19 protein-coding genes and 1 riboswitch are annotated in these 20,870 nt (G+C 72.3%); of the genes, 17 read left to right on the top strand and 2 right to left on the bottom strand.

Annotated features, from left to right (window positions below):
- Window positions 1–27: 27 nt before the first annotated feature.
- The 8 genes from ACLQ21_RS07670 (at window position 28) to ACLQ21_RS07635 (ending at window position 9,485) form a co-directional block, all read left to right on the top strand.
- Complete coding sequence (locus tag ACLQ21_RS07670) at window positions 28–1,179, top strand: glycosyltransferase family 4 protein (protein WP_425662658.1); 1,152 nt, start codon at window positions 28–30, stop codon at window positions 1,177–1,179.
- Window positions 1,180–1,413: 234 nt separating this feature from the next.
- Entirely contained in the window at window positions 1,414–1,761 is a 348-nt protein-coding gene (sdhC, locus tag ACLQ21_RS07665) for a succinate dehydrogenase, cytochrome b556 subunit (protein WP_425662906.1), read from the top strand.
- On the top strand, window positions 1,761–2,219 hold the full coding sequence (locus ACLQ21_RS07660) for a succinate dehydrogenase hydrophobic membrane anchor subunit (RefSeq protein ID WP_425662657.1): 459 nt from the start codon (window positions 1,761–1,763) through the stop codon (window positions 2,217–2,219). Before sdhC ends, ACLQ21_RS07660 begins: the two co-directional genes overlap by 1 nt.
- A 25-nt stretch (window positions 2,220–2,244) precedes the next feature.
- Window positions 2,245–4,032: a succinate dehydrogenase flavoprotein subunit gene (gene sdhA, locus ACLQ21_RS07655; RefSeq protein WP_425662656.1), complete on the top strand. Its 1,788-nt coding sequence runs from the start codon at window positions 2,245–2,247 to the stop codon at window positions 4,030–4,032.
- 212 nt (window positions 4,033–4,244) lie between these two features.
- A complete protein-coding gene (locus ACLQ21_RS07650; protein ID WP_425662905.1) occupies window positions 4,245–4,994 on the top strand; it encodes a succinate dehydrogenase iron-sulfur subunit in 750 nt (249 codons plus the stop codon).
- A 126-nt stretch (window positions 4,995–5,120) separates the two neighbouring features.
- On the top strand, window positions 5,121–5,963 hold the full coding sequence (locus ACLQ21_RS07645) for a TspO/MBR family protein (protein WP_425662655.1): 843 nt from the start codon (window positions 5,121–5,123) through the stop codon (window positions 5,961–5,963).
- Complete coding sequence (locus ACLQ21_RS07640) at window positions 5,938–7,854, top strand: dynamin family protein (RefSeq protein ID WP_425662654.1); 1,917 nt, start codon at window positions 5,938–5,940, stop codon at window positions 7,852–7,854. Before ACLQ21_RS07645 ends, ACLQ21_RS07640 begins: the two co-directional genes overlap by 26 nt.
- Window positions 7,851–9,485 carry a GTPase gene (locus ACLQ21_RS07635; protein WP_425662653.1) on the top strand — a complete coding sequence of 545 codons (1,635 nt, stop codon included), beginning with the start codon at window positions 7,851–7,853 and terminating at the stop codon, window positions 9,483–9,485. Before ACLQ21_RS07640 ends, ACLQ21_RS07635 begins: the two co-directional genes overlap by 4 nt.
- 125 nt (window positions 9,486–9,610) lie before the next feature.
- On the opposite strand, the gene ptsP is transcribed toward ACLQ21_RS07635, so the two are convergent.
- Entirely contained in the window at window positions 9,611–11,260 is a 1,650-nt protein-coding gene (ptsP, locus tag ACLQ21_RS07630; RefSeq protein WP_425662652.1) for a phosphoenolpyruvate--protein phosphotransferase, read from the bottom strand.
- A 55-nt stretch (window positions 11,261–11,315) separates the two neighbouring features.
- Here ptsP and ACLQ21_RS07625 point away from each other — a divergent pair, with 55 nt between their 5' ends.
- The 4 genes from ACLQ21_RS07625 to ACLQ21_RS07610 are packed head-to-tail and all read left to right on the top strand — an operon-like array spanning window position 11,316 to window position 14,750.
- Window positions 11,316–12,278 (top strand): YihY/virulence factor BrkB family protein, encoded by a 963-nt coding sequence (locus ACLQ21_RS07625; RefSeq protein ID WP_425662651.1) that lies wholly within the window; start codon window positions 11,316–11,318, stop codon window positions 12,276–12,278.
- A gap of 36 nt (window positions 12,279–12,314) precedes the next feature.
- A complete protein-coding gene (locus ACLQ21_RS07620) occupies window positions 12,315–13,145 on the top strand; it encodes an exodeoxyribonuclease III (RefSeq protein WP_425662650.1) in 831 nt (276 codons plus the stop codon).
- Window positions 13,146–13,167: 22 nt separating this feature from the next.
- A complete protein-coding gene (gene trpS / locus ACLQ21_RS07615) occupies window positions 13,168–14,163 on the top strand; it encodes a tryptophan--tRNA ligase (protein WP_425662649.1) in 996 nt (331 codons plus the stop codon).
- Window positions 14,160–14,750, top strand: a complete 591-nt coding sequence (locus ACLQ21_RS07610; protein WP_425662648.1) for a GNAT family N-acetyltransferase — start codon at window positions 14,160–14,162, stop codon at window positions 14,748–14,750. Before trpS ends, ACLQ21_RS07610 begins: the two co-directional genes overlap by 4 nt.
- Window positions 14,751–14,838: 88 nt before the next feature.
- Here ACLQ21_RS07610 and ACLQ21_RS07605 read toward each other — a convergent pair whose 3' ends face one another.
- Complete coding sequence (locus tag ACLQ21_RS07605) at window positions 14,839–15,417, bottom strand: hypothetical protein (protein ID WP_425662647.1); 579 nt, start codon at window positions 15,415–15,417, stop codon at window positions 14,839–14,841.
- 238 nt (window positions 15,418–15,655) lie between these two features.
- A riboswitch (FMN riboswitch) is annotated at window positions 15,656–15,800 on the top strand.
- 48 nt (window positions 15,801–15,848) lie between these two features.
- Here ACLQ21_RS07605 and ribD point away from each other — a divergent pair.
- The 5 genes from ribD (at window position 15,849) to ACLQ21_RS07580 (ending at window position 20,761) form a co-directional block, all read left to right on the top strand.
- Window positions 15,849–16,865, top strand: a complete 1,017-nt coding sequence (gene ribD, locus ACLQ21_RS07600) for a bifunctional diaminohydroxyphosphoribosylaminopyrimidine deaminase/5-amino-6-(5-phosphoribosylamino)uracil reductase RibD (protein WP_425662646.1) — start codon at window positions 15,849–15,851, stop codon at window positions 16,863–16,865.
- Window positions 16,865–17,476: a riboflavin synthase gene (locus ACLQ21_RS07595; protein ID WP_425662645.1), complete on the top strand. Its 612-nt coding sequence runs from the start codon at window positions 16,865–16,867 to the stop codon at window positions 17,474–17,476. The genes ribD and ACLQ21_RS07595 overlap by 1 nt, the downstream gene beginning before the upstream one ends.
- On the top strand, window positions 17,473–18,741 hold the full coding sequence (gene ribB / locus ACLQ21_RS07590) for a 3,4-dihydroxy-2-butanone-4-phosphate synthase (RefSeq protein ID WP_425662644.1): 1,269 nt from the start codon (window positions 17,473–17,475) through the stop codon (window positions 18,739–18,741). Before ACLQ21_RS07595 ends, ribB begins: the two co-directional genes overlap by 4 nt.
- Before the next feature lies 1 nt (window position 18,742).
- Entirely contained in the window at window positions 18,743–19,228 is a 486-nt protein-coding gene (ribH, locus tag ACLQ21_RS07585; RefSeq protein ID WP_425662643.1) for a 6,7-dimethyl-8-ribityllumazine synthase, read from the top strand.
- Between the two features lie 177 nt (window positions 19,229–19,405).
- The gene (locus ACLQ21_RS07580) at window positions 19,406–20,761 is read left to right on the top strand and encodes an MFS transporter (RefSeq protein ID WP_425662642.1); all 1,356 of its coding nucleotides are present in this window, start codon (window positions 19,406–19,408) and stop codon (window positions 20,759–20,761) included.
- Window positions 20,762–20,870: the final 109 nt, after the last annotated feature.

The following is a 20,870-nucleotide window of genomic DNA, read 5'->3' as shown; positions in this document are numbered from 1 at the left end:
GCCCCACCGCCGTCGTACGGTGGCCCCGTGCGCATCGAGCGAGTCGCCATCGTGACCGAGAGCTTCCTCCCGACAGTCAACGGCGTGACCACGTCGGTCTGCCGGGTGCTCGACCGCCTCGTCGAGACCAACCGCGAGGCCATCGTCATCACGCCCCGCTGCGGCGCACCGGTCCACTACCGCGGCGTGCCCGTGCACGAGGTGCCGTCCTTCGCGTACCGGCAGTTCCCCGTGGGCCTCCCCAGCCCGCAGGTCGCTGCCTTGCTCGCACGCTTCCAGCCAGACGTGCTGCACGCGGCGAGCCCCTTCATGCTCGGCGGCCAGGCGATCGCCGAGGCCGCGCGCATCGGCCTGCCGAGCGTGGCCATCTACCAGACCGACGTCGCGGGCTTCGCGCGGCGCAACCGGCTCGCCGCCGGCTCGGCGTTCGCCTGGCAGGTGATCCGCCGCATCCACAACACCGCCGACCGCACGCTCGCGCCGTCGAGCGCCGCGATCGCCGACCTCGAGGACGCCGGCGTCAAGCGCGTGCACCGCTGGGTGCGCGGCGTCGACCTGCAGGGCTTCCACCCCGACAACCGGCAGGGCCCCGCCGCCGGGAACCTGCGCCGCCGCATCGCCCCGGGCGGTGAGGTGATCGTCGGCTACGTCGGCCGCGTCGCGCTCGAGAAGGGACTCGACCGGCTGCGCGCCCTGCAGGGCGTGCCGGGCATCCGCGTCGCGATCGTCGGCGACGGGCCCGCGATGGAGGAGACGCGCAGTCGCCTCGCGGGTCTGCAGCCGGTGTTCCTCGGCCAGCTGCACGGGGCATCGCTGCGCGCCGCCTACGCGGCGATGGATGTGTTCGTCCACACCGGCACGGAGGAGACGTTCGGGCAGACACTCCAGGAGGCGGCCGCAAGCGGGCTCCCGGTCGTCGCGCCGCGCGCCGGCGGGCCCATCGATCTCGTGGATCACGGCACCACCGGCCTCCTCTTCGAGCCGGACGACGCATCCGACCTCCGCGCGGCGATCGAGCGGCTGTCGACCGACGCCGCCCTGCGGGCGCGGATGGGCGAGGCCGGCCGCCGCCGCGTGCTGCCGCGCTCGTGGTCGGCGGTCGTCGACCAGCTGTTCGAGCACTACGAGCGGGCGTCGCGGCGGGCGCTGCGCGGCATCGACGGACTCGTCGACGCCTGAGCGCCGAGCGCGCGGCGGAGGCCCGCTCGGGCCTCCGTGCGCGTTCGCCCGAGGCGCAGGCCGGCGACCCGCCGGGCCGGATCCGTGTTCGCCGCGGGCATAGGATGGTCGTATCTGCCCGGTCGAACTACGGAGGGATTGCGCGTGTCCAAGACGCAGAGCAGCCTCGTCCTCCCCGATCCCACTCCCCGTAAGACCCGGTTCAGCGGCACGCTGTATCGCGGCGACGAGGGCATGTGGTCGTGGGTGCTGCACCGGATCACCGGTGTGGCGATCTACTTCTTCCTCCTGGTGCACGTGCTCGACACGGCACTCATCCGGGTGAGCCCCGCGGCGTACGACGCCGTGATGGCCACCTACAAGAACCCGATCATGGGACTCGGCGAGGTCGGCCTGGTCGGCGCCGTCGTGCTGCACGCCCTCAACGGCGTGCGCATCATCCTGGTCGACGTGTGGCCCTGGGCGACGAAGCACCAGCGCCTGCTGTTCTGGATCGTGATGGGCCTCGTCGTCGCACTGATGCTCTACTTCACGCCCAACCACCTCGCGAACGTGTTCGCGCCGATGGCGGAGGGTCACTGATGAGCGTCACCATCGAGAGCCCGAACTACGCCTACCCGGCTCGCTCGAAGGGCCGTCGCGGCCCCAACCTCGAGAAGGCCGGCTGGATCTTCATGCGCGTCTCCGGCGTCGTGCTGATCGTGCTGATCTTCGGCCACCTGGCCTACAACCTCATCTGGACGCCCGGCGGCATCCACGCCATCGACTTCGGCTTCGTCGGCGGCAAGCTCGCCCAGCCGTTCTGGCAGTGGTGGGATGCGCTGATGCTGTGGCTCGCGATCCTGCACGGATCCAACGGCATGCGCACGATCGTGAACGACTACGTGCACAAGCCGCGGGTGCGCAAGCTCGCCCTCGGCGCCATCGGCGTCGCCGCCGCCATCCTGATCCTGCTCGGCACCCTCATCACCTTCACGTTCAACCCGTGCCCTGAGGGCGCGGACCCCGCGCTGCTGCCGTCGTTCTGCGCCTCGGTCTAGGCGAGATTCGGAGACTCCCACATCCATGGTTGATCAGCATTCCGTCGTCGACGGCATCCACTACCACCAGCATGACGTCGTGATCGTCGGCGCCGGCGGCGCAGGCATGCGCGCCGCCATCGAATCGGCGCCGAAGGCGTCCACGGCCGTCATCACGAAGCTCTACCCGACCCGCTCCCACACGGGCGCGGCGCAGGGCGGCATGGCGGCCGCCCTCGCGAACGTCGAGGAGGACAGCAACGAGTGGCACACCTACGACACGGTCAAGGGTGGCGACTACCTGGTGGACCAGGATGCGGCGGAGATCCTCACCCGTGAGGCGATCGACGCGGTGTACGACCTCGAGAACATGGGGCTGCCGTTCAACCGCACTGAGGACGGCAAGATCGACCAGCGCCGCTTCGGCGGCCACACGCGCGACCACGGCAAGGCACCCGTGCGCCGCGCGTGCTACGCGGCCGACCGCACCGGCCACATGATCCTGCAGACGCTGTACCAGAACTGCGTGAAGCACGGCGTGGACTTCTTCAACGAGTTCTACGCGCTCGACCTCATCATGAGCGAGGTCGACGGCGTGCCGCGGCCCGCGGGCGTCGTCGCGTACGAGCTCGCGACCGGCGAGATCCACGTCTTCCAGGGCAAGTCGGTCATCTTCGCGACCGGCGGCTTCGGCAAGATCTACAAGACCACCTCGAACGCGCACACGCTCACGGGCGACGGCGTCGGCATCATCTGGCGCAAGGGCCTGCCGCTCGAGGACATGGAGTTCTACCAGTTCCACCCGACGGGCCTCGCCGGCCTCGGCATCCTCCTCACCGAGGGCGCCCGGGGTGAGGGCGCGATCCTCCGCAACGCGTCGGGCGAGCGCTTCATGGAGCGCTACGCCCCCACCATCAAGGACCTCGCGCCGCGCGACATCGTCGCCCGCTCGATGGTGCAGGAGGTGCTCGACGGCCGCGGCGCCGGCCCGAACAAGGACTACGTCTACCTCGACTGCACCCACCTGGGCGCCGAAGTGCTCGAGACGAAGCTGCCCGACATCACCGAGTTCGCGCGCACCTACCTCGGCGTCGACCCGGTCACCGAGCGCGTGCCCGTCTACCCCACGGCGCACTACGCCATGGGCGGCATCCCGACGAACAACGACGCCGAGGTCCTCAGCGACAACGACACGGTCATCCCGGGCCTCTACGCCGCCGGTGAGTGCGCGTGCGTCTCGGTGCACGGCGCCAACCGCCTCGGCACGAACTCGCTGCTCGACATCAACGTGTTCGGCAAGCGCGCCGGCAACAACGCGGTCGCGTACGCGCAGACGGCCGACTTCGTCGACCTGCCGACGGATGCGGCCGACGGGGTCGTGAAGATGCTCGCGCAGATGCGCGAGGGCGACGGCACCGAGTCGGCGTCGTCGATCCGCAAGGCGCTGCAGGAGACGATGGACCGCAACGCCCAGGTGTTCCGCACCGAGGAGACGCTGCAGACCGCGCTCGCCGACATCGCCGTGCTGCGCAGCCGCTACCCCAACGTGCGCGTGCACGACCGCGGACGGCGCTTCAACACCGACCTGCTCGAGGCAGTGGAGCTGGGCTTCCTCCTCGACCTCGCCGAGGTGGTCGTCGTCTCGGCGATCAACCGCAAGGAGTCGCGCGGCGCGCACATGCGCGACGACTACCCCACGCGCGACGACGTGAACTTCATGCAGCACACCATGGCGTACCGGACGGCCGCCGACGAGGGTGACGCCCAGGACATCCGACTCGACTGGAAGCCGGTGCGCTTCACGCACTACGAGCCGACGGAGCGGAAGTACTGATGAGCGACAACCAGCTGCCCCAGGGCGACCCCAAGGGCCAGGAGTCGGGCGTCCACCCGGCGCAGAGCGGCCCCACCGGTGCGCCGACCCCCATGGCCGACCGGCCCGACACCGGGTCGACCGAGGACCAGTCGAGCGCGCGTCAGGCCGCGGAGGCCGGAGCGCAGTCGGGGACGAGCCCGAAGCCCACGGACTCGGAGTTCGACGGCGCGGTGCGCGAGACCGTGCCATCGGAGCCCGTCGACGTGCCGCAGAGCTTCAAGGTCACGGTCATCGTGCGCCGCTTCGACCCCGAGGTCGACGACGAGCCTCGCTGGGTCGACTACGACGTGGAGATGTACCAGACCGAGCGCATCCTCGACGCGCTGCACCGCATCAAGTGGGACATCGACCCGTCGCTCGCCTTCCGCCGCTCGTGCGCGCACGGCGTGTGCGGCTCGGACGCGATGCGCATCAACGGCAAGAACCGCCTCGCCTGCAAGGCGCTCGTGAAGGACTTCGACATCTCGAAGCCCATCTACGTCGAGGCGATCAAGGGCCTGCCGCTCGAGAAGGACCTCATCGTGAACATGGAGCCGTTCTTCGACTCCTTCCGCGAGATCCAGCCGTTCCTGCAGGCGGCCGGCAAGCCCGAGAAGGAGCGCCACCAGACGATCGCGCAGCGCGAGCGCTTCGACGACACGACCAAGTGCATCCTCTGCGCCGCGTGCACGACCTCGTGCCCGGTGTTCTGGACCGACGGGCAGTACTTCGGCCCGGCAGCGATCGTGAACGCGCACCGCTTCATCTTCGACTCGCGCGACGAGGCGAGCCAGGTGCGCCTCGACATCCTGAACGACCGCGAGGGCGTGTGGCGCTGCCGCACGACCTTCAACTGCACGGATGCCTGCCCGCGCGGCATCCAGGTCACGAAGGCGATCGCCGAGGTCAAGCAGGCCATGATGACGGGCGTCAAGCTCTAGTCGACCTTCGCCTTCGAGGGCCGGCATCCACGCGGATGCCGGCCCTCGCTGCGTGCCGGCGCCGCGGGACGTCCGGGCGGATCACAGTCAGGCGAATATGTAGGCAGGCGATGTATCGTCCCGGCCATGGATGCTCGGACGACGACCGCTGACCGCCTCCGCCCCTGGGTGGTGCTCATCGCGCTGCCCGTGACGATCGCGGCGGCGGCGCTCGGCTCCGGCCTGTTCGGCGGCACCGAGGTCGAGGCCTCCTCGAGCGGCGCGCTCTCCGACGCGGCGACGCCGCTGGCGCCGTACGGTCCGGCGTTCTCGATCTGGTCGCTCATCTACCTCGGGCTCGCCGCGTACGCGGTGTGGCAAGTGCTGCCGGCGCAGCGCCACGACCGGCGGCAGCGCGCGATGGGCTGGCTCGCGGTCGCCTCGCTCGTGCTGAACGCCGCGTGGATCCTGTGCGCGCAAGCCGGCCTGCTGCCGCTTACCGTGGTCGTGATCCTGCTGCTGCTCGCGGTGCTGCTGGCGATCTTCGAGCAGCTGCGGCGGCTGCGGCCGCAGTCGCTCGTCGAGACCGTCGTCGTCGACGGCACGTTCGGCCTCTACCTCGGCTGGGTATCGGTCGCGACGGTCGCGAACATCGCCGCCTGGCTCGCGGATGCGGGCGTGCGCCCGGCCGCGTTCGAGCTGCCCACCATCCTGATGCTGCTGCTGGTCGCGGTCGTCGCCGCCCTGCTCGCGCTGCGAGGGCGGGGCCGGATCGCGCCCGCGCTCGCCATCCTCTGGGGCGTCGCGTGGATCGGCGTGGGCCGCGCCATCGGCGATCCCGCGTCCGCGACCGTCGCGGTCGCCGCGGCGCTCGTGTGCGTGCTCATCGGCTTCGTGACGGTCGCGGCCCGGCTGCGCTCGCCCGAGCCGCGCCGCATGCCGCGGCGGTCCAGCGCTCGGGTCGATGCACCAGGCCGTGGGGCAGACTAGCCGCGTGACCGACACCATCGCCGCGCTCGACCGGCTCGAGGCGCTCCGCTCGGCGCTCGCCGCCGTGGCGCTGCCGCTGTCGATCGCGGGCGCCGACACGGCGCGCGGCGCCCGCGGGGCCGCCGTGCGACAGATCGACGACTACGTCGAGCCGCGGCTGCGCCACCTCGACGCGCCGCTGCTCGCCGTCGTCGGCGGCTCGACGGGCGCCGGCAAGTCGACGCTCGTGAACGCCCTCGTCGGCGTCCCGGTCACCCGCACCGGCGTCATCCGCCCGACCACCCGGCAGCCGATCCTGCTCCACTCCCCCGCCGACGCCGCGTGGTTCGGCTCCACGCGCATCCTGCCCGGCCTCGCCCGCGTCACCGGCACGGTGCGCGAGGCGCCCGCGAGCCGAGCGGGAGAAGAGCCCGACGCCGCGCAGATCGGCTCCGTCGTGCTCGTCGCCGACGAGCGCGTGCCGCGCGAGCTCGCGATCCTCGACGCGCCCGACGTCGACTCGATCGCCGACGAGAACCGGCAGCTCGCGGCTCAGCTGCTCGCGGCCGCCGACCTGTGGCTGTTCTCGACCACTGCGAACCGCTACGCCGACGCGGTGCCGTGGCGGCTGCTCGACGACGCGGCAGGTCGCGACATCACGGTCGGCGTCGTGCTGAACCGCGTGCCGCCCGGTGCGGAGGACGAGATCGAGGCGGACCTGCGCCAGATGCTGGCCGAGCGGGGGCTCGGCGCGGCGCCCGTGTTCGTCGTGCCCGAGTCGCCCCTCGACGAGCGAGGCATGCTGCCGCCCCCGGCGGTCGCGCCCATCCGAGCCTGGCTGGCCGGGATCGCGGGCGACCGTGCCGAGCGCGCGCGCATCGCCGGGCGCACGCTCGCCGGCGCGGTCAGCCGGCTCGCCGTCACCGCCCGGATCGTCGCCGATGCCCGCGACGAGCAGGTCGTGACCGCCGGCGACCTGCGCGACACCGTCGAGACCGCGTACGGCGACGCCGCCGAGCGGGTGGGCGACGCGACGCGCGACGGTGTGCTGCTGCGCGGCGAGGTGCTCGCGCGCTGGCAGGACTTCGTCGGCACCTCCGACGTCTTCCGCACCATCGAGTCCTGGTACTCCCGCACCCGCGACCGGGTGGTCGCCTGGTTCCAGGGCCAGCCGACTCCGCCGGTCGAGGTCGAGCACGAGATCGAGAGCGGGCTGCACGCCGTCATGGTCGACGAGGCTGGCCGGGCGGCGTCGGATGCGTGGCAGCGGGTGCGCCAGTCGGCCGTCGGCCGCGAGCTGACGGCGGGCGCCGACCTGGCGCATCCGTCGCCGGAGCTCTCGGAACGGGCGAGCACGCTCGTGCGCGACTGGCAGCTCGCGCTCATGGAGCTCATCACCGAGCAGGCGGCGGGCAAGCGCACGAAGGCGCGCGTCATGTCGCTCGGCCTCAACGTCATCACGGTCGCGCTCATGGTGGTCGTGTTCGCGTCGACCGGCGGCCTCACCGGCGGCGAGCTCGCCATCGCGGGCGGCTCGGCCGTCGTCGGCCAGAAGCTGCTCGAGACGATCTTCGGCGAGGATGCGGTGCGCCGCCTCGCGGCGCAGGCGCGCGACGACCTCGACACCCGGGTGCGCGCGCTCATGGACGCGGAGGCGCGTCGCTGGGATGCGCTGCTCACGCCCGTCGAGCAGGGCACGTCGGGCGACGCGCTGCGCGACGCCGCCGCCGAGCTCGAGGCCGCGATGCGGCGCATCGAGCGGGCAGCCGATGCCCCGTCGCGAGAGCTGCAGCGGAGCGACGTCATCGAGGGCGAGGCGCTCGACGACGCGCCGGACAGCGCGGAGCCGCTCGACGCCGAGTCGGCCGAGGTGCGCGAGCTCGGCCCCGGCGACCGGGAGCACGACCGGTGAGCGAAGCCACCGTCGACGCGCTGCTCGGCGCGCTCTCGGAGGCCGCCGAACTGGGAGCCGGCCGGGTGCCGCGCGACGAGCTCGAGGCGGTGCGGCGCATCGCCGCGAGCGCGAGCGAGCGCCGCGCGCTCTCCTCGGAGCACACCGTGGTCGGCTTCTTCGGCGCCACGGGCTCGGGCAAGTCGTCGCTCATGAACGCGCTCGCGGGCGAGGCCGTCGCGCGCACGCACGTGCGGCGGCCGACCACCTCCGAGCCGCTCGCCGCGATCTGGAACCCGCACGGCGCATCCGCCCTGCTCGACTGGCTGCAGGTGCGCGACCGGCGGATCATGGAGCGGCCGTTCGCGCCCGGGCAGGAGCTGTCGCTCATCCTGCTCGACCTGCCTGACTTCGACTCGGTCGCCGTCGAGCACCGGGCGATCGCCGAGCGGCTCGCCGGCCAGGTCGACGTGCTCGTGTGGGTCGTCGACCCGCAGAAGTACGCCGACGCCGTCATCCATCGGGACTTCATCGCCCCGCTCGCGACCCACGCGTCCGTCACGACCGCCGTGCTGAACCAGGTCGACCGGCTGCCCGAGGCGGAGGTCGGACACGTCGTCGAGTCGCTGCGCGGGCTGCTGCGCGGCGACGGCCTCGAGGGCGTGCAGGTGCTGCCCGTCTCGGCGACGACCGGCGCGGGGATCGACGTGCTGCGGCAGCGCATCGCGCGCTTCGCGGCCGAGCGCAGGGCCGCTTCGCAGCGCCTCGCGGCCGACGTGCGTGGCATCGCCGCCCGTCTGGAGCACGCGGGCGTGCCCGGCAAGCTGCGCTCCGCCGACGCGCAGGCGCTCGAGCGCGGCCTCGCCGCCGCCGCGAACGTCGAGGCGGTCGCGCAAGCGGTCGCCGGCTCGTACCGCAAGCGCGCCGGACAGGTGACCGGCTGGCCCGTCACCGCCTGGACGCTGCGGCTCCTCCCCGATCCGCTGCGCCGCCTGCACCTCGCGTTCGGTCGCGAGGGCGGGCGTGCCAGCGGCGTCGACCGCGCTGACCTGCACCGCACCAGCCTGCCGCCGATGAGCGCCGCGCAGCGCGCGCAGGCGGGCACGGCCGTCCGCAGCTACGCCGACGCGGCAGCGAGCGGGCTCGGCGAGGGTTGGTCGGCGGCGATCCACGAGCTCGCGGCGGATGCGCTCGAGTCGCTGCCGTCCGAGCTCGACCGGGCGGTAGCGCGCACCGACCTCGGCGCGCGCGGCTCGTGGTGGTGGCCGCCGCTCGCCGCGATCCAGTGGCTCGCGCTCATCGCGGCCGTGATCAGCGGCGTGTGGCTGCTGCTGCCGCTGCTGCTGCCGCTGTGGGGCATGGTCCCGCCGGTCATCCCGCAGGTCGAGGGCACGCAGTCGTGGCTCGACGGCTGGCCTGTGCCGCTCGTCGGGCTGATCGGCGGACTGCTGCTGGGCGTCGTGCTGGGCATCATCGGCGCGCTCATCAGCGGCGCCGTCGGTGCCGCGCGGCGCTCGAGAGCGAGGCGGCGGCTGCGGCGGCAGGTGCACAAGGTCGCGCAGGAGGTCGTCGTGCTGCCGATCGAGGGCGAGCGGGAGCGCGCCCGCGAGTTCGCGGTCGCGGTCGCGCGGGCAGCCGGCCGGAAGCGCTGACCGGGGCGGCCCATCCGCTCGTTGAGCCGAAACCCGCTCGGTCGGCGAACCGGTTTCGACGCGCTCAGCGCGCTGCGCGCGCGGAGCGGCTCAACCAGCGGGAGGCGGGAGGGGCGCGGAGCGGCTCAGCTCGCCGCCGCGAGCTCCCGCGCCTCCACCGCCGACCTCGCCGTGAGCACCCGCTCGGCACGCGCCTTCGCCTCCTCGAGCGTGACCGTGAGCAGCTCCGCGCGCACGTCCGCGAGCGCCGTCGCGCTCATCGACAGCGACGTCGCGCCGAGACCGACGAGCACGACCGCGAGCGACGGATCCGCCGCGGCCTCGCCGCAGACGCCGACGCCCTTGCCCGCCCGCGCGCCGGCGTCGCCGAGCATCTTGATGAGCCGGAGCACCGCCGGGTGCCAGGGATCCTGCAGCGCCGCGACGGAGCCCAGCTGCCGGTCGGCGGCGAGCGTGTACTGCGTGAGGTCGTTCGTGCCGATCGAGACGAAATCGGCGATCTCGAGCACCTGGTCGGCGACCACCGCGATCGACGGCACCTCGGCCATCGCGCCGACGGTGCTGAGCCCCAGCTCGCGACCGAGCGAGACGAAGTACTCGGTCTCCTCCGCGTCGGCGATCATGGGCGCCATCACGTAGAGCTGCGCCTCGGTCGCCGCCTGCGCGTTCGCGAGCGCCGTCAGCTGGTCGCGCAGGATGTGCTCGCTCGCGCGCAGCGCGCGAATGCCTCGCAGGCCGAGCGCCGGGTTCTCCTCGTGCGCGTCGTTGAGGAACGACAGCGGCTTGTCGGCGCCCGCGTCGAGGACGCGCGCGACGACGCGCTTGCCGGGGAACGCCGCGAGCAGCTCGGTGTACGAGGCCGTCTGCTGCTCGACGGTCGGGGCGGTGTCCGAGTCGAGGAACAGGAACTCGGTGCGGAAGAGCCCCACGCCCTCGGCACCGAGCTCAACGGCTTTCGCGGTGTCCTTCGGCGACCCGACATTGGCCATGAGCGGCACCGGGTGGCCATCCGCGAGCGCGCCGGGCGTGATGGGGGCGGATGCGGCGGACTGCCGCGCGGTGCGCTCCGCCCCCGCGGCGGCGACGGCCGCGTCGTCCGGGTCGAGCTCGATCGTGCCGGCTCGGGCGTCGACGATGGCGCGCTGGCCCTCGGCGACCGCCGCGAGCAGCCCGACCACGCCGACGACTGCGGGCAGCGACTTCGAGCGGGCGAGGATCGCCGTGTGGCTCGTGGGTCCGCCCTCCTGGGTGACGAGGGCGACGGTCTTCTCGAGGTCGAGGGTGGCCGTGTCGGCGGGCGCGAGGTCGCGGGCGACGAGGATGAACGGCTCGTCCGACAGCGGCACGCCGGGCGCGGCGACGCCGCGCAGGCGAGCGACGACACGCTGGGCGACGTCGTCGAGGTCCGTGGCGCGCTCGGCCATGTAGCCGCCCATCGCCGTGAGCATCTCCCGGAACGCCGCGTACGCACCCCAGGTCGCCATCTCGGCGTTGATCCCGCGCTCGAGCCGCGCACGGACGTCGTCGAGGATGGCCGGGTCCTGCGCCATGAGCGCGGCAGCCTCGAGCACCTGCTGGGCGTCTCCGCCCGCGATCCGTGCCCGGGCGTTCAACTCGTCGGCGACGGCCTGCAGCGCCGTCCGCACCCGCTCGTGCTCACCGTCGACGTCGCCGGCGAGCGGCTCGTCGCTGGGCGGCGCCAGCGGCTCCGGCATCTTCAGCACCTTCGCGGCAGCGATGCCGCGCCCGACTCCGACCCCTGAGAGCGCACTCATGCCGTCACACTACGCTGGGCCACCCGGGAGCCGCCATGCGGCAAGGGAGGCGGGCATGAAGGCGCTGATCGACAGGCTCATGCGGTCGAGGCTGATGCGGGCGTGGCAGCGCTACACCGAGGAGCGCGGCCCGGTGCTCGCCCAGGGCATGACGCTCCAGGCATTCCTGTCGCTCTTCGCCGCGCTCTTCGTCGCCTTCGCCGTCTTCATGGCGGTGCTGGGCGGCAACGTCGAGCTGCGAGACGCCGTCATCGACTCGATCGCCTCGTCGATCCCGGGACTGATCGGCGAGAACGGCGCCCTCGACGTCGAGCAGCTGACGCAGTCGAGCATCGTCGGCTGGGCCGGCGCCATCGCGGCCGTGTCGATCCTCTTCACCGCGATCGCCTGGATCGCGGTCAGCCGCGAGGGCTTCCGGGCGATGTTCGAGCTCGGCGCCCCGCGGCGGAACTTCCTGCTGCTGAAGCTCGGCGACCTCGCCGTCGCGGTCGGCATCGGCCTGCTCGTCGTCGTCTCCTCCGGTCTGCTGGTGGTGACGCAAGCGCTGGCCGACGCGCTGGGGTTCGGCTGGGCCGGGCAAGCGGCGGGCTTCGTGATGCAGCTGCTGCTCGACACGTCGGTGGTGCTGCTGCTCTACCGCTTCGGCGGGCGCCTGCGCCTGCCTGCCAAGCAGATCGTGCCGGCCGCGGCCGTGTGCGCGGTCGCGTTCTTCGCGCTCAAGCTGCTCGCCACCGGCCTGTTCCGCGGGGTCGAGAACAACCCGCTGCTCGCGGGCATCGCGGCGCCCGTCATCATCCTCATCTGGCTGGGCTTCATCATGCAGATCCTGCTGCTCGCCCTGTCGTTCGTCGCGGTCGGCCCGACGGGCCGCGCGTACACCCGGCTCGTGGCGGTGGGCGGCATCGACGCGAGGCTGACCAAGGAGGAGGCGAAGGCGCTGCTCGAGGAGGTGCGCGCGAACCGCGCAGAGGGCGGCGACGCCGTGCAGCTGCACAAGCGCCTCGCCAAGCACCGCTGAGCGGGGACGTGGCCGACGCTCGGTAGGCTCGATCGCATGGTCCGCATCGCCTCCGTCAACGTCAACGGCGTGCGCGCCGCCTTCCGCAAGGGCATGGGCGAGTGGCTCGAGGCGGGCGGCTTCGACATCGTCGCCATGCAGGAGGTGCGGGCGCTCGACGAGGACCTGCTGCCGCTCGTGCCCGGCTGGCACGTGCTGCACGACCCCGCGACGGCGAAGGGCCGGGCCGGTGTCGCCGTGCTGTCGCGCGAGCCGTCCTTCGAGCACCGCACCGACATCGGCCTGAAGACCTTCGACACGAAGGGGCGCTGGCTCGAGGCCGACTTCCTCATCGGCGAGACGCTGCTGACGGTCGTGTCGGCCTACGTGCACTCCGGCGGCGAGGTCGGGAGCCAGAAGCAGGACGACAAGTACCGCTTCCTCGACTCCATGGCGAAGCGCCTGCCGCAGCTGCGCGCGCACACCGAGCACGCCGTCGTCATGGGCGACTTCAACGTCGGTCACACGCCGCTCGACATCAAGAACTGGAAGGGCAACCAGAAGAACGCCGGCTTCCTGCCGGAGGAGCGCAGCTACTTCGACCGCTTCTTCGGCACCGGCATGGTCACCGGCGTCGACGGCAAGCGCGGCCGCGGCCACGGCTGGATCGACGTCGGCCGCACCGCGCATCCGGAGACGGAAGGCCCCTACACGTGGTGGTCGCAGCGCGGCAAGGCGTTCGACACCGACACCGGCTGGCGCATCGACTACCACATGGCCTCGCCGGCGCTCGCGGCGACCGCGCGCGACTACCGCATCGACCGGGCGAGCGCATGGGACACGCGATGGTCCGACCACGCGCCCGTCATCGTCGACTACCACCTGTGATCACTCGGACTGGAAGCAGCTCATGACCAAGCCCCGGCTCTACTCCGGGATGCAGCCCTCGTCGGGCTCGCTCCACCTCGGCAACTACATCGGCGCGCTGCAGCAGTGGCGCAGGATGCAGGACGGCAACGAGGCGTTCTTCTCGATCGTCGACCTGCACGCCATCACGGTGCCGCAGGCGCCGGATGTGCTGCGCGAGCAGGTGCGCACCCTCGCCGCCCAGTACATCGCGGGCGGGATCGACCCGTCGGTGTCGTGCCTGTACGTGCAGTCGCACGTCGCCGCGCACGCCCAGCTGCAGTGGCTGCTGTCGACGATCACCGGGTTCGGCGAGGCCAGCCGGATGACGCAGTTCAAGGACAAGACGGCCAAGGGCGGTCAGGAGGCCGCGTCGGTCGGGCTGTTCACCTACCCCGTGCTCATGGCTGCCGACATCCTGCTCTACGACACGGAGGTCGTGCCGGTGGGCGACGACCAGAAGCAGCACGTCGAGCTCACTCGCGACCTCGCCGAGCGCTTCAACAAGCGCTTCGGGAAGACGTTCACCGTGCCCAAGCCCGTGATCCTCGCGGGCGGCGCTCGCATCTACGATCTCCAGTCGCCCGAGTCGAAGATGTCGAAGTCGGCCGACAACGACAAGGGCGTGGTGTGGCTGCTCGACGAGCCCGCGAAGACGGCCAAGAAGATCCGCTCCGCGGTCACCGACACCGAGGGCTCGATCCGTGCCGACCGTGCTGCGAAGCCGGGCGTGACGAACCTGCTCGACATCCTCTCGGCGATGACGGGCGAGCCGGTCGCCGCGCTCGAGGCGGAGTACGCCGGCGAGGGCTACGGCGTCTTCAAGACCGCCGTCGCCGACGCGGTCGTCGCCGAGCTGAGCCCCGTGCGCGAGCGCACGCTCGAGCTGCTCGCAGACCCGGCGGAGCTCGACCGGCTGCTCGCGGCGAACGCCGAGCGCGCGGCCGAGGTCGCGGATGCGACGCTCCGGCGGGCGATGGAGGCGATGGGGCTGCGATGAGCGCTCCGCTCGCCGGTCCCTCGCTGCCCGTGCTGGGCGGCAAGGTGATGCTCACGGCGCTGCGCGAGAGCGACATCGACCGCATCGTCGAGGCGTGCTCGACCGACGATGCGCGGCGGTTCCTGGAGACCCCGTGGCCCTACCGCAGGCCGGACGCCGAGAGCTTCGTGCGCGAGTTCGCGCCCGCGGGCTGGCGCGGAGAGCACGACGAGCGCGTATGGGCGATCCGCGAGTCGCTCCGGGGCCCGCTCGTCGGCGTCGTCGGCCTGCGCGGCGAGCGCTCGGAGGTCGGCTACTGGCTGCACCCCGACGCGATGGGCAAGGGCCTCATGGCGGATGCCCTGCGCACGCTCGTCGGGCACGCCGAGGGCTGCCTGACCTGGCCGGAGGTCCATTGGCGGTGCCGCGAAGGCAACGTCGCGTCGATGCGGGTCGCGAAGGCGGCGGGCTTCTCGTACCTCGGCACCCGCGAGGCCCCATCGGCCGACGGCGCTGGGCGCGACGGCGAGCGCCGCCTCGAGCACCACGCGGTGCGCGTCGCGAACGGCATGCCCGCCGACGCGCGCCCCTGGCCCCGCCTCGACTGACGCTCCCGACCGCACTCGCGATCTGCCGAAGCGCGGCCGGGCTGAACCTGGTGCCCGAACAGGTCGTTCTCCCCGTCCGGGCATCCGCTTAGACCAGCGCGGGTGCGCGGGCAGCGACCTCCGCGGCGCTCGAGCGGCCGACCCGCACGAGCCAGACGGCGAGCAGGCTGATGCCGACGGCGAGGCCGACGAGCCCGACCTGCAGGAGCGCCTCCGGGAGCGCGGCGCGGAGCGCGATCGCCGCCGAGCTGATGACGCTGACGATGATCGCGACCTTGGGCGACCGGGCCACGCGCCACAGCGCGGTGAAGAAGACGATCGTGCCGAGCAGGAACGAGATGGAGACGACGGTGAACGCGATCCCGAGCGGGCCTGCACGCAGCTCCGCGACGATCTCGGGTCCCACGTACGGGAAGACGAGGTTGATCACGAACTCGACGCCGACGAGCCCCACGAGCGAGGCGACGTAGAGGACGACACCGATCGAGCCGAGGCGACCCCGGATGGCGGGGGTGGCGGCGAAGATCCCCACGATGAGGCCGATCGCCGCCAGCTGCGCGACGGGTGCGACGAGCTGGGTGGCGGGGCTCAGCGCCAGGATCTCAGCGCGCTTCGCGGCATTGACGATGAGCACGATCGCAGAGATGAACCCGGCGGTGATGAACACGAAACGCAAGGATGCGGCTCGTGTGGCGGACTGGGACATGGGGACTGCTTCCTGTGGTTCCGGATGACCTCGGCGGACGCCGAAGACCCGACGAGAAGCTATGGCGGCGCATGGTGATCCGGCATCACCACAAGCGGTGACAGGCGGGGTGATCTTTCGCCGCGGCCGCCACGAGGGGGTCGGCGTCGGCGCCGGCGGGAATGAGGTTGCGAGTGCCCGAGTTGTAGGGTGGCAGAAGCAACGTGCCCGGGGTCAGTGCAAATCTGAACCGGCGGTGATAGTCCGCGACCCGAGCGACGCGCGTCAGAGCGAGCGCCGTCGGTCGGTTGAGCTGGTGGAACTCCAGCACCGACGGTGAGAGTCCGGAGGGGAGGCGCACGTGGGGTCGCTCGCGACCCCGCATTCCCCGCGCGCGTTCGGAGAGGAACGTCATGGCAGGGAACCCCACCGCAGAGCGCGGTGCGATGGTGCGAGCGCGCGAGCTCGCGCTCCGCGGACCGCGCGGCGTCAACCCGCAGGTCGGCGCCGTCATCCTCTCCCCCGACGGCCGCGTGCTCGGCGAGGGCTGGCACCGTGGCGCGGGCACGCCCCACGCCGAGGTCGACGCGCTCTCGCGCCTCCGGCCCGACGAGGCCAGGGGCGCCACCGCGGTCGTCACGCTCGAACCCTGCAACCACACCGGCCGCACCGGTCCCTGTGCGGCGGCGCTGCTCGACGCGGGCATCTCCCGCGTCGTCTTCGCGTGCGCCGACCCGGGTGATGTCTCGAGCGGCGGGGCCGACCGGCTCCGCGCCGGCGGCGTCGACGTCGACCGGCTCGACGAGGCGGAGGGCGAGGCGATCATTGCCGACTGGCTGTTCGTGCAGCGCACCGGACGCCCGCGCGTGACGGTCAAGTGGGCGCAGTCGCTCGACGGCCGAGCGGCAGCCGCCGACGGCACGAGCCAATGGATCACCGGTCCCGAGGCGCGCGCCCACGTGCACCGCGAGCGCAGCGCCCACGACGCGATCGCCGTCGGCACGGGCACCGTGCTCGCCGACGATCCGCAGCTGACCGCCCGCGTCGACGGCACCCCAGACGCGCCGCAGCCCGTGCCGGTCGTCTTCGGCACCCGCGCGATCCCGGCCGACGCCGCGATCCGCCGCCACCCGCGCGGGCACCGCACGGCCAGCCACGACCTCGAGCGCGAGCTGTTCGGCCTCGCCGCCGACGGCCTGCAGAGCCTCTACGTCGAGGGCGGCCCGACGCTCGCGAGTGCCTTCATCGGCGCCGGCCTCGCCGACCGCCTGACCATCTACCTCGCGCCGACCCTCCTCGGGGGTCCGCGCACCGTGCTCGACGACATCGGCGTCAGCACGATCGACGAGCAGCGGCGCCTCACGGTGACGCGGCTCGAGCAGCTCGGCCGCGACCTCCTGGTCGAGGCCACGACAGAGAAAGAGCACTGATGTTCACCGGCATCATCGAAGAGCTCGGCGAGGTCATCTCGCTCGAGCGCAACGGGCAGGCCTGGCGCCTCACCGTGCGCGGCCCGCTCGCCGTCAGCGACGCATCCCACGGCGACTCCATCGCGGTCGACGGCCTCTGCCTGACGGTCGTCGAGCAGACGACGGATGCGTTCACCGCCGACGTCATGCAGATCTCCGTCGACATGTCGACGCTCGGCGACCGCCGAGCCGGCGACCGCGTGAACCTCGAGCGCGCGGCCGCCGTCGGCGACCGCCTCGGCGGGCACATCGTGCAGGGGCACATCGACGGCACCGCCGAGGTGCTCTCGATCGTCGAGGGCGACGGGCAGCGCACCGTGCGCATCTCGCTCGACAGCGAGCACGCGCACCTCGTCGTGCGGAAGGGCTCGATCACCGTCGACGGCGTCAGCCTCACCGCCTCGGCCGTGAGCGACCCTGCCGCGCCGCAGCAGTGGTTCGAGGTCTCGCTCATCCCCGAGACGCTCGCCTCGACCACCCTCGGCTTCCGAGGCGTCGGCGACCGGGTCAACATCGAGACAGACATCGTCGCTCGTCACGTCGAGCGCATGCTCCAGCGGGAGGCATCATGAGCATCACCACCATCGACGTCGCCATCCAGGCGCTTCGGGAGCGGAAGCCGGTCATCGTCGTCGACGACGAGGGACGCGAGAACGAGGGCGACCTCATCATGTCGGCGCAGCTCGCCACGACCGAGCAGGTCGCGTTCATGGTGCGGCACACCTCCGGCTACCTGTGCGCGCCGCTCACCGCGGAGCGCGCCGACGAGCTCGAGCTGCCGCTCATGGTGATCGACAACCAGGACGCGCGGCAGACGGCCTACACGGTGACCGTCGACGCCGCGGACCGCGACTCCACCGGCATCTCCGCCGACGACCGCGCGCACACGCTGCGCGTGCTCGCCGACCCCGCCTCGACGCCGCTGAGCCTCCGACGACCCGGGCACATCGTGCCGCTGCGCGCGGTCGAGGGCGGCGTGCGGGCACGCAAGGGGCACACCGAGGCGGCCGTCGAGCTCATGACGCTCGCGGGCCTCGAGCCGGTCGCCGTCATCGGCGAGCTCGTGGAGGACAGCGGCGAGATGCGCCGGCTCCCCTCGCTCATCGCCTTTGGCCAGGAGCACGACCTGCCCGTCATCACGATCGAGGACCTCGTCGACTACCTCGACGCCGGCGGCCTGCCGACGGCGTGCGGCGGCGACGACGACGAGTCGGCGCGGGTCTCCTTCGAGGTCGAGACCGACGTGCCGACGCGCTTCGGCACGTTCCGGGTCGCCGCGTACCGCGACCGCCAGACGGGCGCCGACCACGTGGCGATCATCCACGGCGAGCAGCTCTCGGACGGCGCGCTCGTGCGCGTCCACTCCGAGTGCCTCACCGGTGAGGCGCTGCACTCGCTCAAGTGCGAGTGCGGGCCGCAGCTCGACGCGGCGCTGGAGGAGATCCAGGATGCGGGCAGCGGCATGGTCGTGTACCTGCGCGGCCACGAGGGGCGCGGCATCGGCCTCATCAACAAGCTGCGCGCCTACCGGCTGCAGGAGGACGGGCTCGACACGCTCGACGCGAACCTGGCGCTCGGCCTGCCGGCGGACGCGCGCGAGTACGGGGCCGCGGCCGGCATCATCCGCCAGCAGGGCGTGCAGTCCATCCGGCTGCTCTCCAACAACCCGCTGAAGCAGCAGCAGCTCGAGAAGCACGGCATCGAGGTCACCGAGCTCGTGCCGCTGCTCGTCGGGGTCGGCGCGCACAACGAGCTGTACCTGCAGGCGAAGCGCGACCGCATGGGCCACCAGCTGCCCGCCATCATCGACGTCCGAGACGAGCAGGGAGAAGGCTGACATGGCCGGTTCAGGATCGCCCACGCAGGGCCAGCACGGCACGGGGCTCGACGCCACCGGGCTCAGGATCGCGATCGTGCACGGGCGCTGGCACGACGAGATCGCCACGGCGCTGCTCGAGGGCGCACGCCGCGCGCTCGCCGAGATGGGCGCCGACGTGCTCGAGCTGCCCGTGCCGGGCTCGTTCGAACTGCCGGTCGTCGCGCAGGCGGCGCTCGAGGCCGGCGCCGACGGCGCGGTGGCGCTCGGCGTCATCATCCGCGGAGGCACGCCGCACTTCGAGTACGTCTCGCAGGCGGCCACGATGGGCCTCACCGAGGTGGCCGTGCGCACCGGCAAGCCCGTCGGCTTCGGCGTGCTGACGCTCGACGACGAGCAGCAGGGCCTCGACCGGGCCGGGCTGCCCGGCTCGAAGGAGGACAAGGGCCGCGAGGCCGCAGAGGCGGTCGTCGAGGCCGTGCTCGCCCTCCGCTCGCTCCACCGCTGACGCGGACGGCGGCCGCCCCCACGGCGGCCGCCGCATCCGTCGGTCGTTACACTGGAGCGTCGTCCCGCAGGCGCCGCAGCTGTCTCCGGCACGGCCGGCCCGTCACGAGCGGACCGCTTCACCCGCGCGCACGCACACCCGCACCCCTCCGCGCGCATCCGCATCCCAGGAAGCACCATGTCCACCTCTGCAACGCAGACGGCCGCCACGCCGTCGACCCCGGCCAACTCCCGCGGCCGTGTCCTGTTCGCCAGCCTCGTCGGCACCACGATCGAGTTCTACGACTTCTACGTCTACGCGACGGCAGCCGTGCTGGTGTTCCCGCACCTCTTCTTCCCGACCGGCGACGACACGACCGCGCTGCTCGCCTCCTTCGCCGCGTTCGGCGCCGCGATGGTCGCGCGTCCGATCGGCTCGATCGTCTTCGGCCACCTCGGCGACAAGCACGGTCGCAAGCTCACCCTCGTCGGCGCCCTGCTCACCATGGGCATCGCGACGTTCCTCATCGGCGTGCTGCCGACCTACGGGCAGATCGGCTGGTTCGCCGCAGCGCTGCTCGTGCTGATGCGCCTCGCCCAGGGCTTCGCGCTCGGCGGCGAGTGGTCGGGCGCCGCGCTCGTCGCGACCGAGAACGCCCCCGCCGGCAAGCGCGCCTGGTACGGCACCTTCCCGCAGCTCGGCGCCCCGATCGGCTTCATCATCGCCAACGGCCTCTTCCTCCTCATCGCCGCTGCGCTGCCGAGCGACGACCCCTCGAGGCCGTCGCAGGCGTTCCTCGAGTGGGGCTGGCGCATCCCCTTCCTCTTCTCCGCCGTCATGGTGATCGTCGGCCTCTGGGTGCGGCTCAAGCTCGTCGAGTCGACCTCGTTCTCGAAGGCGAAGGAGACCGGCACGATCCAGCGCCTGCCGCTCGGCACCGTGGTCCGCAAGCACTGGCGCGAGCTCATCCTCGGCACGTTCTTCATGCTCGCGACCTACGTGCTCTTCTACCTGATGACGACGTTCTCGCTGACGTTCGGGCGCACGCCCACGGACGCCGCGATCCCCGGCCTCGGCTACTCGTACAACACGTTCGTGATCATGCTCATCGTGGGCGTCGTCTTCTTCGGCGTCTTCACGCTCGTGTCGGGCCCGCTCGCCGACCGCTTCGGCCGCCGCAAGACGCTCATCGTCGTGACGCTCGCGATCATCGCGTTCGGGCTCCTGTGGGTGCCGCTCACGAGCGGCGGCTTCGTCGGCGTGATGCTGTGGCTGATCCTCGGCATGTCGCTCATGGGCTTCACGTTCGGGCCGATGGGTGCGCTGCTGCCGGAGCTGTTCCCGACCAACGTGCGCTACACCGGCTCGGGCGTCTCGTACAACGTGTCGTCGATCCTGGGCGCCGCGGTCGCGCCGTTCATCGCCGTCGCGCTGTGGACCGCGGCCGGGGGCAGCGTGTTCTGGGTGGGCGTCTACCTCGCCGGCGCGGGCGTGCTGACCCTCATCGCCCTCGTCATCTCGAAGGAGACGAAGGACGTCGACATCGAGCGCTGACGCGACGATCGGATGCGAACGGCCCGCCACCTGCACAGGTGGCGGGCCGTTCGTCGTCCGTGGCCGCGGATCCGGCACGGGCCGTGGCAGAGCCGGTCTCGCGCCGACA

Origin of the sequence: Agrococcus sp. DT81.2 (assembly GCF_049844935.1) — a bacterium.
Classification (GTDB): domain Bacteria; phylum Actinomycetota; class Actinomycetes; order Actinomycetales; family Microbacteriaceae; genus Agrococcus.
This window is presented reverse-complemented; position numbering and strand designations above follow the sequence as displayed.